Source organism: Pseudobutyrivibrio ruminis DSM 9787, from assembly GCF_900218035.1.
Lineage (GTDB): Bacteria > Bacillota > Clostridia > Lachnospirales > Lachnospiraceae > Pseudobutyrivibrio > Pseudobutyrivibrio ruminis.
In genome coordinates this window covers 17,125-33,002 of the sequence record NZ_OBMR01000008.1, presented here as the reverse complement: position 1 = coordinate 33,002, position 15,878 = coordinate 17,125, and the positions used below count along the sequence as shown (strand labels likewise).

At 40.8% G+C, this 15,878-nt stretch carries 15 protein-coding genes; all 15 read right to left on the bottom strand.

Going from position 1 to position 15,878, the window contains the following annotated elements; all coding sequences use genetic code 11:
* Positions 1-337: 337 nt before the first annotated feature.
* Complete coding sequence (locus CRN97_RS08900; RefSeq protein WP_097076623.1) at positions 338-1,576, bottom strand: AGE family epimerase/isomerase; 1,239 nt, start codon at positions 1,574-1,576, stop codon at positions 338-340.
* 23 nt (positions 1,577-1,599) lie between these two features.
* Complete coding sequence (locus CRN97_RS08895; RefSeq protein WP_179670725.1) at positions 1,600-2,403, bottom strand: Cof-type HAD-IIB family hydrolase; 804 nt, start codon at positions 2,401-2,403, stop codon at positions 1,600-1,602.
* Positions 2,404-2,407: 4 nt separating this feature from the next.
* Positions 2,408-3,388: a carbohydrate kinase family protein gene (locus CRN97_RS08890; protein ID WP_097076621.1), complete on the bottom strand. Its 981-nt coding sequence runs from the start codon at positions 3,386-3,388 to the stop codon at positions 2,408-2,410.
* A 128-nt stretch (positions 3,389-3,516) separates the two neighbouring features.
* The gene (locus CRN97_RS08885) at positions 3,517-4,662 is read right to left on the bottom strand and encodes a substrate-binding domain-containing protein (protein WP_179670724.1); all 1,146 of its coding nucleotides are present in this window, start codon (positions 4,660-4,662) and stop codon (positions 3,517-3,519) included.
* A gap of 84 nt (positions 4,663-4,746) precedes the next feature.
* Positions 4,747-5,967, bottom strand: coding sequence for a sugar ABC transporter permease (locus CRN97_RS08880; protein WP_097076620.1), 1,221 nt, complete (start codon positions 5,965-5,967; stop codon positions 4,747-4,749).
* A gap of 32 nt (positions 5,968-5,999) precedes the next feature.
* Positions 6,000-7,535 carry a multiple monosaccharide ABC transporter ATP-binding protein gene (gene mmsA, locus CRN97_RS08875; protein ID WP_097076619.1) on the bottom strand — a complete coding sequence of 512 codons (1,536 nt, stop codon included), beginning with the start codon at positions 7,533-7,535 and terminating at the stop codon, positions 6,000-6,002.
* Positions 7,536-7,562: 27 nt separating this feature from the next.
* Positions 7,563-8,780, bottom strand: a complete 1,218-nt coding sequence (locus tag CRN97_RS08870) for an ROK family transcriptional regulator (protein WP_097076618.1) — start codon at positions 8,778-8,780, stop codon at positions 7,563-7,565.
* Positions 8,781-9,158: 378 nt separating this feature from the next.
* Positions 9,159-9,623 (bottom strand): MarR family winged helix-turn-helix transcriptional regulator, encoded by a 465-nt coding sequence (locus CRN97_RS08865; protein WP_090395008.1) that lies wholly within the window; start codon positions 9,621-9,623, stop codon positions 9,159-9,161.
* A 53-nt stretch (positions 9,624-9,676) separates the two neighbouring features.
* Positions 9,677-10,105 (bottom strand): 3-hydroxyacyl-ACP dehydratase FabZ, encoded by a 429-nt coding sequence (gene fabZ, locus CRN97_RS08860; protein WP_097076617.1) that lies wholly within the window; start codon positions 10,103-10,105, stop codon positions 9,677-9,679.
* Positions 10,105-11,337 carry a beta-ketoacyl-ACP synthase II gene (fabF, locus tag CRN97_RS08855; RefSeq protein ID WP_097076616.1) on the bottom strand — a complete coding sequence of 411 codons (1,233 nt, stop codon included), beginning with the start codon at positions 11,335-11,337 and terminating at the stop codon, positions 10,105-10,107. The genes fabZ and fabF overlap by 1 nt, the downstream gene beginning before the upstream one ends.
* A gap of 3 nt (positions 11,338-11,340) precedes the next feature.
* A complete protein-coding gene (fabG, locus tag CRN97_RS08850; RefSeq protein WP_097076615.1) occupies positions 11,341-12,066 on the bottom strand; it encodes a 3-oxoacyl-[acyl-carrier-protein] reductase in 726 nt (241 codons plus the stop codon).
* Entirely contained in the window at positions 12,063-13,016 is a 954-nt protein-coding gene (gene fabD / locus CRN97_RS08845; protein ID WP_097076614.1) for an ACP S-malonyltransferase, read from the bottom strand. Before fabD ends, fabG begins: the two co-directional genes overlap by 4 nt.
* Positions 13,017-13,040: 24 nt before the next feature.
* Positions 13,041-13,976, bottom strand: coding sequence for a nitronate monooxygenase (locus tag CRN97_RS08840; protein WP_097076613.1), 936 nt, complete (start codon positions 13,974-13,976; stop codon positions 13,041-13,043).
* A 116-nt stretch (positions 13,977-14,092) separates the two neighbouring features.
* Complete coding sequence (locus CRN97_RS08835; protein ID WP_097076612.1) at positions 14,093-15,022, bottom strand: beta-ketoacyl-ACP synthase III; 930 nt, start codon at positions 15,020-15,022, stop codon at positions 14,093-14,095.
* Positions 15,023-15,874, bottom strand: a complete 852-nt coding sequence (gene accA, locus CRN97_RS08830; protein ID WP_097076611.1) for an acetyl-CoA carboxylase carboxyl transferase subunit alpha — start codon at positions 15,872-15,874, stop codon at positions 15,023-15,025.
* Between the last annotated feature and the right edge of the window lie 4 nt (positions 15,875-15,878).

Here is a 15,878-nt window from a genome sequence, read left to right as displayed (position 1 = left end):
GCTCTCAAGCAGTAGTAGTACCTGCAATCTCTACTGCCTAGTTTCATTTTCTGCCCTCAGGCAGTAGTAGGCCCAGTAATCACTACTGCCTAATTTCATTTTTAGCTCTCAGGCAGTAGTAGTCCCTGCAATCTCTACTGCCTAATTTCATTTTCTGCTCTCAGGCAGTAGTAGTCCTCACAATCACTACTGCCTAGATTCATTTTCAGCCCTCAAGCAGTAGTAGGCCCACTACCCCTACAAAAAAACTACTGCCTAAATTCATTTTCTGAATCTAGGCAGTAATCATCCAATTCAAATATCCCCAATCTTAGCCATAGCCCACAGCCAACAACCTCTAGCTATTGCCCTTGGCTACAGCACTGGCAATGGACACGCCCACCAAGTCATTGTATGGAATCATTGTGGCTTGCAAAGCGTGGTAGATGTCGGATTTACCTGGCCAGACTGTTCCAATCACGTTGTTGTGCTCATCAAGCTGGTGGAACCAGGAGCCTGTGGCGTGGTCGTATACCTTTTCATCCAAATATTCCATGAAAGCAGCGTAATCCTCTTTGTATTTTTCATTTCCAGTGACGCGATATAAAACTGCAGATGTATTTATAGCTTCAGCAAGAGTCCAGTGCATTCTATCGTGAACTACAGGCTTGCCGTCCCAATCGGTGGTGTAGCAGATGCCTGGTTCGCCGTCTGCATTCCAGCCATCCTCCACTGCTCTGTTATATAGTTTCTCCGCAATTACGATATAATCTTTTGCATTTTCATTATCGTATTTACCATATGTAGAAACTGCCCACTGTGTGATAAGTCGGGCCCATTCAATTCCGTGGCCTGGAGTAGCGCCATATGGCTTGAACTGGTCATCTGGTTTGTCTTTATTGCACTGCAAATCAGGCTTCCAATCACTTGTAAAATGTTCAGGGATTCTCCAGTTGTTTTCCCTTGCCCAATTCACAACATGATTGATAATCCTGCCTGCTCTAACGCGATAGTTTTCATTCTTCAAAGCATCAGCTGCTGCAAGAAAAGCTTCTACAGTGTGCATGTTTGCATTGATTCCTCTGTAATCATCGCAGACTGTAAACTCTGTATTCCAGGTGTCTACAGAGAGTCCAAGTTCTTCATCCCAAAAGAATTCATCGTAAACAGCTAATGCATTTTCAAGGAGCTCCTTTGCACCAGGACGCTTTGTCAGAAGTGCACTGCTTGCTGCAAGTATTACAAAACCATGAGCATAGCACTGCTTGTTAGGAAGTACCTCTCCATCTGCAGTCAAGCCTGCATACCAGCCTTTGTGCTCATCATCATGCAATTCCCCTGTCAGTCCCTTTAGTGCCGCATCAGCAAGTGCTTCGCTTCCTTCATGGCCAAGCATTGCTCCCAGACTATAGACATGGCACATTCTACTTGTGATCCAAGTTTCCCTCGGGCGGTCCTTCCAAGGAGTTCCGTCATCCCCTAAATAATAAGAGCCTCCGCCAGGAGAAGGAAATCTGTGTCCAAATGACAACAGACTATTCCTCATCTCTCTGACAAAGGCTTTGTTTTCAGCTGAATCAAGTTCGTATCGTCCCATGCAAAATCCCCCTTTCTAGTCGATTAATCAACTAGTCCTATTTGCTTCAAACCATGATATATCCCATCAGCATTATTGCTAAAAGTAACATTTCCAATCCGCTCTTTTAGCTCCTGTGGAGCATTCTCCATCAAGAAAGGTTTCCCCACCTTTTCAAGCATTTCAATGTCATTGAAATGATCTCCGAATGCTACCGTCTCCTTAATATCAATATCCCATTTCTTGCAGAGAAATTCAATACTTTCTCCCTTAGAAATGTTTTTATTCATAATTTCAATAAGAATATCTGACGAACGAACTATAGATAGGCATGGGAATTCTTTTTTTAGTCTATTTTCAATTTCTATAGTATGAGCGGGGTTGCACATACATAGGATTTTTCCTATCTCTGCACCTTCTGGCAAGCTATCAACATCGCCTTCTGATGCCTGTGCCTCAACTATAGATTCTTCCCTTGCAACTCTTTCGTCAGCACGGTCTTTAACGATCCAATTGTCCATAGAATAGATATTCCATGTACAGTCAAGATTCTCTTTTTCTATAAAGTTTATAAGCTTTTTTGCTGTGCCCTTTGTAAATCCGTTTGAGTATAATACCTGGCCATTGTAATCAATGATAAGGCCTCCACTAAAACAAACCATTGGGCATACAAACTTGTATCTTTTAAATATTGGATAAATACCAGAAGGTCCTCTAGCAGTAACAATAACAAATGGCAGATTTTTTTCCTGTAAAGCTTTTATGGACTTTAAGGTACTATCCAATAATCTATGTTCTTTATTAAGTAATGTTCCATCCACATCACAGAACACAATTTTGTAAGTCATTATCTCACCTTGATTTAGCCAATTCATTAACCTTATCTAATGATGGCATTACCCTAAGTGCGCCTTTAACTCTTGTAATTAGAGATGCTGCAGCATTTGCCACTGTAAGCATTTCCTTTAATTTATTTTCATCTAATTCGTATATACCATACTCCAATAAATAGTGAATTATACAACCGCAGAATGTATCACCTGCACCAGTTGTTTCGATTGTTTCTGGTGATAAGAATGAATCAACCTCCACGATTATTTCATCCTTGCCTTCTGGCTGATAGTATGCACGGCTTCCTTCCTTGCCCAAAGAAACAGTTATAAGCGGGATATTGAACTGCTCTCTGATTTTGTGCACACCTGCTGTATAATCCTGTTCTCCAGTAAGCCACTGGATTTCATTATCTGATATTTTAAGATAATCAGCGTATTTCATGCCACATAAAATCTGCTCTTTTGCCTCATCCAAGCTGTTCCAAAGGGGTTCTCTTAGGTTTGGATCAAATGTGATGATAGCACCATTTTTCTTAGCCTCTTCAAGAGCAAAAATTGTTGCTTCTCTTGGCAATTCGTGGGTCATAGAAAGTGTTCCAAAATGGAAAACCTTTGTATTCTTGATAAGCTCTGTATCTACCTCATCCTTTCTGAGCATCATATCTGCTCCAGGATTTCTGTAGAATGAGAAATCTCTATCTCCATCTGGGAAAGTCTCTACAAAAGCAAGTGTAGTACGAACATCCTTATCCATTAAAAGATTGTCTGTACCGATGCCAACTTCCTCAAGTGTAGCTTTCAGCTTTCTACCAAAAATGTCATCTCCTACCTTACCAATAAAATTAACTTCGTGGCCAAATCTTTTAAGCATAGCAAGTACATTACATGGTGCCCCTCCTGGATTTGCCTCAAACAAGTCATTATTATTCTCTGATACTCCGTTGTTAGTCATATCAATAAGGAGTTCTCCCAATGCCACAACGTCAATTTTCTTTTCCACAACACTACCTCCTAAAATATCATTTAATAAGGGCAGTGGATTGTCACTGCCCTATAAGTGTTTAAAATACAATCTCTGAGTTAATTATACTTTAAACAAATTATCAAAAAAAGAATATGAAGAAGAAATTACTTTAATAACTCTAAACGTGAAGGATCATTTGCGAATACTTCCTTCTCGTTGTCCTTTGTAACTACTACTGGTGGAAGCTCATATACTGGAACTTCGATTACACCATTGTCTGCTGTTACTTCTGTAGCAGGCATACCGTTACCAGCCTGAAGTGAATCGATGATTTCGATTGTCTTAGCAACAAGATCTTCTGTTGGCTTAGCAACTGTAGAGTACTGACGTCCCTGCCATACCCACTCAACTGACTCGTTCTCAGCATCAAGACCAGATACTACTGGGATATCCTGACCAGCGTTCTCACATGATGTGATACATGCTCTTGCAATACCATCGTTAGGGCAAAGAACACCATCGATTTCCTTGTCTGAATAGAATCCTGAAAGAAGTGAATCCATTCTTGACTGTGCCTTAGCATTGTCCCAATCAACTGTTGCACACTGTGTAAAGTCTGTCTGACCAGATACAACTACAAGTGTTCCATCATCAATCTTTGGCTGAAGTACTGACATAGCACCCTTGAAGAAGTTTGGTGCGTTAGGATCAGCAGGACCACCACCGAAAAGCTCGATGTTGTAAGGAGCCTCACCCTTCTGCTCCTCAAGACCCTGTAAAAGAGCCTGTGCCTGAAGCTCACCAGTCTTTACAGAACCGAACTGAACTACACCATCAACACCTGTTGTGTTCTCAAGAAGACGATCGTATCCGATTACGTATACGCCAGCTTCCTTAGCCTGCTCAAGTACTGAACCAAGCTGAGAACCATCTACAGGACCTACAACGATAACCTTTGCACCATTTTCAATCATAGACTCAATCTGCTGTTGCTGCTGAGTAACCTTGTTATCTGCAGCCTGTACAAGTGGAGTGTAACCCGCTTCTTCAAGCTGTGTTGTAAACATCTCCTCCGCTTCTTTCCAGTTCTGAGTTCCAAGCCATGGAAGTGAGATACCAATTGTTGCTCCCTCTTCGAAACCAGGCATATCTGTTGCAGCTGTATCAGCTGAAGCCTCTTCTGTTGTTGCCTCTGTTTCTGTTGTAGCTGTTTCTTCTGTAGTTCCCTCTCTACTTCCCCCACAGCCTGCGAATGTTGCAACTGTCATAGTTGCCACCATTGCCATTGACAATAATGTTCTTTTTTTCATTTTCCATCCTCCTTAAATAATCACATATTGTGCACTTAATATGTAAGGCCCAGCAGTTTATTACTGCAGGCAAGCCTTCTTAAATTAGTTGGCAGCTTTTTTATTTCCCCCAAATACTCTGCCAATGATTGAGCTCTTGCCGCTCTTCTTGTTGTAAACATCAAATGCTACAGCAGCTAAAAGAACGAAGCCCTTGATAACCTGTGTCTTGTCGGCACCAACACCCATAAGCATAAGACCGTTGTTAAGAACTGCCATTACAAGACCACCGACGATTGTTGCAAGAATTGTACCAACACCACCTGATACTGCAGCACCACCGATGAATACTGATGCGATTGCATCCATTTCCCATGATGTTCCATCAGCAGGACCAGCTGCTGTTGAACGACCTACAAAAAGAATACCTGCGATTGATGCTAAAAGTGACATGTTTACCATTGTAAGGAAATATGTCTTTTTAACATTTACACCTGAAAGGGCAGCTGCTGCCTTGTTACCACCTACCGCATATACGTGACGACCAAACTTTGTACGCTGTGTAATGATGTGATAAACGATTGTAAGTAATAATAAGATAAGTCCTGGAACAGGGAATGATGTACCAACACGTCCTGAACCAAATAACCATGTAAAGTAACCAATGAGTAATGTCATAAGAGCGATTCTTACGATTACAGCCCAAAGTGGATCCTTTGTGCCATTGCCATCACCTGAGTGCTTATACTTTCTAAGCTGAGCTACTACGTAGCAAACAATTCCAATAATTCCAAGTAAAAGTGTTGAGTTGTTCATGCCTGTAAATGCAGGTCCCCATTCAGGTAAGTATCCAGCACCGAACCACTTTAACTGCTCTGGAGCAGGAACTGAAATTGAATGAGAAATCCAAATAACACCACCACGGAAAATCATCATACCACCAAGAGTTGTGATGAATCCTGGAATACCAAGCTGTGCAAGGAAGAAACCGTGCCATGCACCAGCTAAGATACCTATCGCAATTGCGATAAGAACTGCTACCCACCAAGGAACGTTATAGTTCTTAGCAACAAGTGCCATAACCATTCCTGCGAAACCAGCTACGGAACCGACTGACAAATCAATCTGACCGATAACGATAACCATCAACATACCGAGAGCTAAAATAAGTACGTATGCATTACCTGAAATCAAGTTCTGGAAGTTTGAAGAAGTAAGCATTCTTCCACCAGAAATAATGTTGAAAATAATAATCAAAGCAGCTAACGCAACAACCATTGTGTATTGGCGCAAATCCTGGCCTAATACCTGTTTTAAGTATTTCATAATTTATTCCATCCTTTCATAATTCCCATATACTAGTTTGAAGTAATTGTCATCCTCTTCATTAAGCCTTCCTGGTTAGCTTCACTGCTCTCAAGTTCGCCTGTGATAGTTCCCTCAAAGATTGTGTAAATTCTATCTGCCATTCCAAGAAGCTCTGGCAATTCAGATGACACCAGGATTACTGCCTTACCATCATCTGCAAGCTGATGAATCAATTTGTAAATTTCATATTTAGCACCTACATCAATACCTCTTGTAGGTTCATCAAGAATCAAAATATCTGGTTCTGTAAACATCCACTTTGATAAAACAACCTTCTGCTGATTACCACCTGAAAGTGTTGTTACTCCAGCATCTACATTTGATGTCTTGATTTTAAGAGAATTACGATACTCTTCTGCTGCTTTCTTTTCATCATTTATATCAAGAAGACCATGCTTTGTGATTTTGTCCAAATCAGCTGCAACAACTGTCTTTCTGATTGAATCCAAAAGATTTAAACCTAAGTTTTTTCTATCCTCTGGAACATAAGCAAGCCCATTCTTTATTGCTGATTCAACGGATGTGAGCTTCACCTCACGACCTTTGATTTTGATTGAACCGCCTCTGTAAATTCCATAATTTCTACCGAATAGTGAGCGCATCAGCTCTGTTCTACCTGCACCCATAAGTCCTGCGAATCCAACGATTTCACCGGCTCTTACATTGAAGCTTGCATTCTTGCAAACCATTCTGCCTTCAACATCTGGATCCTCAACACACCAATTCTTTACTTCGAAGATAACTTCTCCAATATTTGGTTCGTGCTCTGGATATCTATTCTCAATCGAACGACCAACCATGGCTTTGATGATTTTATCTTCATCAACCTTACCTGCTTCAACGTCGTAGCTTTCTACGGTGTGACCATCTCGAATAACTGTAACAGCATCTGATACCGCAGCGATTTCGTTCAACTTGTGAGAAATCATGATACATGTGATGCCCTTATTCTTAAGGTCAATCATAAGGTTAAGTAAGTTTTCTGAATCAGCCTCATTCAATGCTGATGTTGGCTCATCCAAAATTAGAAGCTTTACATTCTTTGAAAGTGCTTTTGCAATTTCTACCAGCTGCTGCTGACCTACACCTAAGTGCTTAATCAATACATCTGGGTTAATTGAAAGTCCTACTTTTTTGAGAATTTCGTAGGTTCTTCTTTTTTCTTCTGCCCAATCAATCATTCCCTTCTTTATGATTTCATTTCCCATAAAGATGTTTTCTGTAATGGACAACTCTGGAATCATTGTCAGCTCCTGGTGAATAATTGCTATTCCAGCGCTTTCTGATTCCTTGATGTTTTTGAATTTCATCACCTGGCCCATATAAACGATGTCGCCATCATATGTGCCATAAGGATAAACCCCCGATAAAACCTTCATCAGTGTAGATTTTCCAGCACCATTCTCACCGCAGATTGCATGAATTGTGCCTTCTTTCACTGAGAGGTTTACATCATCAAGTGCTTTTACACCTGGAAATTCTTTTGTAATCCCTTGCATTTGCAGGATAAAAGAATTGTTTTCCATATATCAAATACCTCCCTATTTTGATGCCTAATTTGAAGCCAAATACTCGCTTGGTTTTCTTAAAACTCTGTCTGTAGCAATTGCTGCTGCACCATAAAGAGTAGGATCCACTTTCAATCTAGAAATCTCTATTCTTACCTTGCTACTAACTTCTGGAATAGTTCTTTCTTCCACAATCTTTTTGATTGTTGGTAAAAGAAATTCGTCCCCTTGCGATACGCTATCACCAATAACTATAATTTCTGGATCGTATGCATTTATCAGTGTTACGCATCCGTATCCAATGTATGTTGCAATTTCCTGTAAAACCCTAATAGCTTTTTCATTGCCCTTTCGTGCTGCATCAACTATTCTTGAAACAGCCTCTGATCTGTTTTCATATTTTTCTTTAAACAGCTCAGGCAATTCCTTTTCAGCTTTTTTCAAAAGTGCCATTGTGGAACAATAAAGTTCCAAACATCCTTTATTTCCACACTCACAAGTGCTTCCGTTATAATCGATGCTTATATGACCAACCTCACTGGCAATTCCCTGATATCCAAGCAAAAGGCTGTCATGATCAACTACTCCTGATCCAACACCTTCACCAACCAAGAAATAAGTAAGTGAGCTAAGTGGTCTTCCATGATCACCGAACCACCACTCTGCTAACGCTCCCGCATTGGCATCCTGCTCTATGAATACTGGCTTATCAAACTCATTTTTGAACTCATCAATGAAGTTGATATTGTGCCAGCTTGGCATTCGTGTGACCATTGCAATTCGTCCTTCTTTTCTAAGATAAGGACCTGGAAGTGCAAGACCAATAGCAACTACATTTTCATATTCATCAAGAAGCTTTCTTATCTGGTCTTTCATAGCTGTCAGAACCTTGCCTGTATTTTCATCCAGACTAAACTCTGTCTCGCTTTGTGTGTAAAGCTTTCCAGAGATATCAAAAACTCCGATGGCAAATACATGTCTTGAAAACTTTACTCCGATTACCAGATTCTTTTCGGCATTTAGGCGAAGGCCAATGGAGCGTCGATTTCCATTTCCCTTCACAATGCCAACCTCTGATACAATACCCATATCTATCAGGTAGGCAACAAGCTTTGTAATGGATGCCTGAGTCAGGCCCATCATCTTAGCAATCTCTGCTCTGGTACAAACCTCTCGTTGCTGAAGGATTCGTACAATAGCCGAACGATTCATTTCTGTTAAATCGCTTGTATTATTGCCTGCAACTTCTTTGACTTTTTTCATTAACATTACCTCGCAATTGCTTTCAAGTGTTAATCACTTAACACTGTTAACACATTAACGCTGTTTCATAATAAGGTCAATAGATTTAGGGACCACTTTTTCAATTTTGTGAAACTTACTTAAATTGAAATATTCATTTTCGTAAAATACGTCAAAAGCCCATACTTACGGGCTTTTCAGCAAAATAATCAGTAACCTAATCACAAAAATACATATTTATGCACCCTTTATTAATTAAAAAATGATTACTTTTGATAATTCGCAATCAAACTCAATCAAACGATTCTACATATCATACAAAATGAAAGCCAAGCAACTGTGCACATTTTTTTGCATAAAAAAAGTCCTTGGCTTTCGCCAAGGACCTGTTATTTATTATTATTCTTCTTCGCTTCTACGATACTTTGGAATATCTACTTCCTTCATAAGGAAATCTGACATATCGTTAAGGATATCATTTAATGTTTCAATACGCTCCTCTGTGAAACGCTCTTCTGCTCTTTCAGCTACTGTCTTAACATAGCCCTCCGAGAGATTTAAATATTCAAGGTATTTGTCTGTAACATGAAGATGGAATTCTCTTCTATCCTTTTCAGACTGAACCTTTTCAATGTACCCCTTATCAATTAAGCAAGCAATCTTATATGCAGCATTTGGTGAAGAAATACCAATAAATTCTGCGAACTCTTTTACAGTTGGATTTCTAAGTACATAGATAATCTCTACGCAAAAAAGCTCAACGATTGTAAGTGATGTTTCTCTTGCACGAAGCTTCTTGAACATCTCCTGGTAAAAGTGAACTTTAAACTTGGTGTAAACCTCTGTAAGTGCTTCTTCTAACATTTCTAGCTCCTATCTTTCTTTAATCTAAAACTTCTAGAAATATCATACTCAATTTAATCGCCTAAAGCAAAGGAAATTTCTGCTTTAGCGGCAATTTTTTCATTCACATAAGCAACTGCTTCCCCAAATCCAACAGGGCCTTTTCTTGATGTTAGCTTACATTCCAATTGTAAAACATCACCTGGTTCAACCTGTTGCTTAAACCTGGCATTTTTAATTCCTCCAAAGAAAGCAAGCTTTCCTTTGTTTTTCTCTTCTGTTAAAAGTGCCACTGCGCCCACCTGAGCCAATGCTTCTATTATAAGAACTCCTGGCATAACTGGATGTCCTGGGAAATGCCCCATGAAATGCATCTCATTTGCAGATACGCATTTGATTCCCTTGGCATATACCCCGGGTTCGCATTCTGTGATTTTGTCCACCATCAAAAATGGATATCTATGTGGTAATATTTCCTGGATTTCTGAACAACTTAGTTCCATTAAAACCTCCTAAACACAATTGATGCATTGTGGCCACCAAAGCCAAGAGCATTTGATAATGCCACATTTATATCTGCTTTTCTACCGATATTTGGCACGTAATCCAAATCACAAGCCTCATCCTTTTCAAGATAATTAATAGTAGCTGGAACAAAACCATCCTTTAAAGAAAGGGCTGTAATGATTCCTTCTACTGCACCTGCTGCACCAAGCAAATGTCCTGTCATAGACTTTGTAGAGCTTACCATTAGCTTGTATGCGTGGTCTCCGAAAGCCTTTTTAATTGCAAGAGTTTCCCCTGCATCATTTAGGCTTGTGCTTGTTCCGTGAGCATTGATGTAGTCTACATCTGTCATTTCAATACCTGCATCTGCAACTGCAAGAGCCATACATTTTGCACCACCCTCTCCTTCTGGATTTGGTGCAGTGATATGATAAGCATCGCAGTTTGAACCGTAGCCGATTACCTCAGCATATATTTTTGCTCCACGTGCCTGCGCGTGTTCTAATTCCTCAAGCACAAGAATACCTGCACCTTCGCCCATAACAAATCCATGACGCTCCTTATCAAATGGAATAGAAGCACGATTAGGATTTTCGCTTGTACAAAGAGCTTTCATAGACTGGAAGCCACCAATGGCAAGTGGCATAATAACCCCTTCTGCTCCTCCACAAACCATAGCATCCTCGTATCCATCACGAATTCTGTGGAACGCATCACCAATAGCATTATTTGAGCTGGCACATGCAGTAACAACTGATGTACACATTCCCTTAAGTCCAAACATTATGGCAATCTGTCCTGCTGCCATATTGCTAATTGTCATAGGAATAAAATATGGTGAAATTCTGCTGTAGCCTTTTTCCTCGCCCTTGGAATGCTCTGTAGCTATTGTTGAAAGACCGCCAATACCTGATGAAACGATGCAACCAAACCTGTCCATATTTTCTTTTTCCACATCGATTCCAGCATCAGCAAATGCTTCCTTGGCTGCAGCACAAGCATACTGTGTGTAAACATCCATACGCTTAGATTCCTTAGGACCTAAAATCTCTGCTGCATCAAAATTCTTTACCTCTCCAGCAAGCTTAACTTTTAATTCTGATGTATCAAAATGTGTGATAGGGCCAATACCGCATTTTCCCTCTCTTACCGCATTCCATGTATCTTCCACTGAATTGCCAAGTGGGTTTACAGTACCCATTCCAGTAATAACTACTCTACGCTTCATGTTTTACATTCCTCCAGTTACTTCTATTACCTGTCCTGTAATATAAGATGCTTTATCTGATGCCAAGAAATCTACAACATCTGCTACATCTTCAGGTGTTCCAAATCTTGCCAAAGGAATTTGCTTTAAATAAGCTTCCTTTACATTATCTGGCAACTGATCTGTCATAGCAGTCTGAATAAATCCTGGAGCTACCGCATTTACGGTAACGCCCTTTGAACCATATTCTCTTGCTACCGACTTCGTAAATCCGATAACACCGGCCTTACTTGCACTATAGTTTGCCTGTCCAGCATTGCCCTGAACACCTACAATAGAAGTGATATTGATGATTCGGCCATTTCTGGCTTTCATCATGTCCTTTATAGCAGCTTTTGTGCATAGAAAAGTTCCCTTAAGGTTTGTGTCGAGAACTGCATCATAATCAGCCTCACTCATTCTTAAGAGCAAGCCATCCCTTGTGATTCCAGCATTATTAACAAGGATTTCCACAGGGCCCATCAATTCTTTTATTTGATTAAACATTTCTGATACATCATCAGCATTACTTACGTCAGCCTTGATGTACATTGCCTGAACGCCATGCTTTTTGCAGGATTCGATTGTCTCCTGGGCTGCGTTCTCATTTCCCGAATAGCAAATAGCAATATTAATACCGGATTTTGCCAAATTTTCGGCAATTACTCTTCCTATTCCCCTGCTTCCACCTGTAACTAATGCTACACTCATGCTCCAAGCTCCTTTACAATGTTTTCAAAATCATCAACTGTGTCAATTGAATAGACTTTTGCATTATCAACAGTCTTAGTTATAAACTTGCTGATAGCTTTTCCAGGTCCGATTTCCACAAAAGTATCCACACCAGCTTCTGCCATATATCTAATTGAGTCTTCCAGATAAACTGATGACTGCACCTGCTTTTCTAGAAGATTAGCTACCTTTTCATTCTGATTTTTTTCTCTTCCAAGACAGTTGAAAACTACCTTTGTTTTCTCGTCTTTAAAATCTACTGCTTTAAATTCCTGAGCAAGCTTATCTCCTGCTGGCTTCATAAGCTTTGTATGGAATGGTCCACTAACCTTTAATGGAAGAATTCGCTTTGCCCCTGCTTCCTTAAGAAATGCACTAGCCATATCAACAGCACTTGAATGGCCGGATATAACAATCTGACCTGGGCAATTAAAGTTTGCCGCCTGAACTACACGTTCACCTTCTGTTATTTCACATGCTTTTTCGCAGCATTCTAAAACAGTCTCTCTATCCAATCCTAGGACAGCAGCCATTTTGACATTCAATCCCTGGGAAGCCTCTGTCATGTACTTGCCCCTTTTTGCAATCAGCTCCATAATTGTTGCTTCATCTACAACACCAGCCTCATACAGTGCAGAATACTCACCAAGGCTAAGACCACATGTGTAGTCTGCCTCTATCCCTGCCTCCTTAAGAAGCTTTGTCACGCCAATTGCAAATGCAACCATGGCAGGCTGAGTATAAGCAGTCTGTGAAAGCTGCTCAATTGGCCCATTAAATGAAACATCAGCTACATCCATATCAGTTACTTTACTTACAACCTCAGTTGCGTTATCTATAGTCTCCCTAAAACTATCGTATTTACCATAAAAATCCTGGCCCATCCCAACACGCTGTGAACCTTGGCCAGCATAAACAAAACCTAACATACTCTTGTACCCCTTATCTGGTTGTTATAATTCAATTGAAGCCGCATTATTTAGCGTGTTCACGGCGCCTCGGTTGAGCTCTTCCAAGATAGCCGCTACAGGACGAACTTCTTTGAGTTGGCCGCAAACCTGGCCTGCCATTACCGAGCCACGAAGCATATCTCCATCAACTACAGCTCTGCGAAGGCCACCAAGTGTAATCTGCTCCAGGCGCTCTCTATCTGCGCCCTCTGCCTCAAGCTTTAAATACTCTCTTGCCATTTCATTTTTGATAATACGAACTGGCGCCCCCTGTGATCTTCCAGTCACAGTTGTTGCATTATCCTTTGCCTTTATAAGCGCCTGCTTGTAGTTTTCGTGAATTGGGCATTCCTCTGAAACAAGAAGACATGTGCCAATCTGTACACCACATGCACCAAGCAACATTGCTGCCGCCATCTGCTCTCCTGATGCAATTCCTCCTGCTGCAATTACTGGTACATCCACTGCTGCAACTACCTGAGGAAGCAAAGTCATTGTTGTCATATCACCTACGTGACCACCTGACTCTCCGCCTTCCGCAATAATGGCATCTGCACCTGCTCTTACCATAATTTTTGCCAATGCAACTGAAGCCACTACAGGAAATACCTTTGCTCCCATTGCTTTCCAACCAGCCATGTACTTACCAGGATTTCCTGCTCCAGTTGTAATGAACTGGACCTTTTCCTCGATAAGCATCTGAGCGATATTATCCACATCTGGATTCATCAACATCAAATTCACACCAAATGGCTTGTCTGTTTTGCTTTTGCATATTCTTATTTGTTCTCTCAAGGCTTCAGCATTCATACCGCCGCTGGCTACAAGTCCAAGTCCGCCTGCATTTGAAACTGCAGCCGCAAACTCACCAGTAGCAATATTTGCCATGCCGCCCTGAATAATCGAATACTTTGTACCTGTTAAATCTCTAAGTTTCATGAATTCCTTCCATCCGCAAGTTACGCCTACAAGCCTGAGAGTTACTCCACTCGACAACACGTCTCGCTTGAGTAACCTCAGAGCTTGCTGTCTACTTGCTCATCTAAATTTTTAACTTACCACTCAAGTACCACGGCGCCCCATGTTCGGCCGGCGCCGAAAGCGCACATCAGTACCTTGTCTCCTTTTTTAATCTTTCCGCCTTTGACAGCTTCATCCAAGGCTAAGCCTACGCTTGCTGCAGATGTGTTGCCATATTTATCTATGTTTACTACGAATTTATCCATAGGCTGTTTAACCTTTTTGGCTATGGACTCTATGATTCTAAGATTTGCCTGATGCAATACAAAGTAATCAATTTCATCGTAGGTTAAATTCGCTTTATTAACTGCCTGCTCTATCACCTTTGGAACTGTTGCTACTGCAAATTTGTATGTTCCCTGACCATCCATATGAATGTATCCATCTGGAGACTTGATGTTAATCATTTCCTCATCACCGTCCACGCCAATCACTGACGAATACAGTGAATCTGCTGGTTCAACAACAACTGCTGCTGCCCCATCTCCAAATAACACGCAGGTGCTTCTGTCTGTCATGTCCATTTTTTTCGAAAGAACCTCGGCTCCAATCAAAAGACCATACTTGGCATTTCTAGCCATCATAAGTGCTCTGATTGTCTCCATTCCAAATATAAAACCTGAACATCCAGCGCCAATATCCATGGCGATAATGTCATTTGAAAGTCCCAGTCTTCCTTGTATTAGGCATGCAGCTGAAGGAGAGAAATAATCAGCCGACACTGTGCAAACAACAACTACGCCAATTTCATCTTTATTGATTCCTGCATTTTCAATAGCTTCTTTCGCAGCCATTTCAGCAAGGTATGTATGATTCTCATCACCATCGACATAATGTCTTACGCTCATTCCAGTTCTTTGCTTTATCCATTCGTCGCTTGTTTCAACGATTTGTGCTAAATCATCATTGCTAACTAGCTTCTTTGGAGCATAGGCTCCTGTCCCTAAAATCCTTATTCCAGTCATTTACACATTTTCCATTCTTTCTGAAGTTGTTTCATTCAAATAATCCTTATCAAAATATCTGAACTTTTCATATCTGTGAGTAATCAACTGTTCTGCACTTTTATTCTCAAGCTCCTTCAATGCTGAAGAAATCTGCTTGTCAATTCTTCCATATAGTCTGCTGAATCTATCAACGTTTTCCGTTTCTGACACAAGCTCAAAACCAGTACCTCTCTCAGAAATGATTCCATCTATTACACCAAATTCTAAAAGATCCTTTGATGTAAGCTTCATTACTTCTGCTGCTTCATCCCTCTTTGAACTATCGTGCCAAAGAATGGATGCAAAGCCCTCTGGTGAAAGAACAGAATAAATTGCATTTTCCAACATATAAACTTTGTTTGCTACTGCTATTCCCAGAGCTCCACCGCTGCTTCCCTCACCTGTTACTATGGTGATGATTGGAACCTTTATATCACTCATCTGGGCCAGGTTGTTTGCAATAGCCTGAGCCTGTCCATACATTTCTGCTTCAAGTCCCGGATATGCTCCTGGGGTATCTACAAATGTAATAATTGGCCTGCCAAACTTTTCAGCCTGCTTCATCAATCGAAGTGCTTTTCTGTAGCCTTCCGGCCCTGGCATTCCAAAGTTGCAAGTCATGTTCTCCTCTGCCGTGCGGCCCTTTCGGTGCCCAAGCACTGTCACAGGTCTGCCATGAAACATTGCTATTCCACCATATATACTGGCATCTTCCTTACCTAAAAAATCTCCCTTTTGCTCAAAAAAATCCGTAAACAGATTATCGATATAATCTGTAATCTTTGGTCTGTCTTTATCTCGTGCGTTTAGAACTCTATCAATAGCCTTCATCTGA

Bases quoted from the DNA above. Each gene is read 5' to 3' on its own strand.
- fabZ (WP_097076617.1), bottom strand. From the start codon at position 10,105: ATGGAACTAAGTTGTTCAGAAATCCAGGAAATATTACCACATAGATAT.
- CRN97_RS08885 (WP_179670724.1), bottom strand. From the start codon at position 4,662: ATGAAAAAAAGAACATTATTGTCAATGGCAATGGTGGCAACTATGACA.
- CRN97_RS08835 (WP_097076612.1), bottom strand. From the start codon at position 15,022: ATGACTGGAATAAGGATTTTAGGGACAGGAGCCTATGCTCCAAAGAAG.
- fabD (WP_097076614.1), bottom strand. From the start codon at position 13,016: ATGTTAGGTTTTGTTTATGCTGGCCAAGGTTCACAGCGTGTTGGGATG.
- mmsA (WP_097076619.1), bottom strand. From the start codon at position 7,535: ATGGAAAACAATTCTTTTATCCTGCAAATGCAAGGGATTACAAAAGAA.
- CRN97_RS08865 (WP_090395008.1), bottom strand. From the start codon at position 9,623: ATGTTAGAAGAAGCACTTACAGAGGTTTACACCAAGTTTAAAGTTCAC.
- CRN97_RS08870 (WP_097076618.1), bottom strand. From the start codon at position 8,780: ATGAAAAAAGTCAAAGAAGTTGCAGGCAATAATACAAGCGATTTAACA.
- CRN97_RS08840 (WP_097076613.1), bottom strand. From the start codon at position 13,976: ATGAAACTTAGAGATTTAACAGGTACAAAGTATTCGATTATTCAGGGC.
- CRN97_RS08900 (WP_097076623.1), bottom strand. From the start codon at position 1,576: ATGGGACGATACGAACTTGATTCAGCTGAAAACAAAGCCTTTGTCAGA.
- fabF (WP_097076616.1), bottom strand. From the start codon at position 11,337: ATGAAGCGTAGAGTAGTTATTACTGGAATGGGTACTGTAAACCCACTT.
- CRN97_RS08895 (WP_179670725.1), bottom strand. From the start codon at position 2,403: ATGACTTACAAAATTGTGTTCTGTGATGTGGATGGAACATTACTTAAT.
- fabG (WP_097076615.1), bottom strand. From the start codon at position 12,066: ATGAGTGTAGCATTAGTTACAGGTGGAAGCAGGGGAATAGGAAGAGTA.
- CRN97_RS08880 (WP_097076620.1), bottom strand. From the start codon at position 5,967: ATGAAATACTTAAAACAGGTATTAGGCCAGGATTTGCGCCAATACACA.
- accA (WP_097076611.1), bottom strand. From the start codon at position 15,874: ATGAAGGCTATTGATAGAGTTCTAAACGCACGAGATAAAGACAGACCA.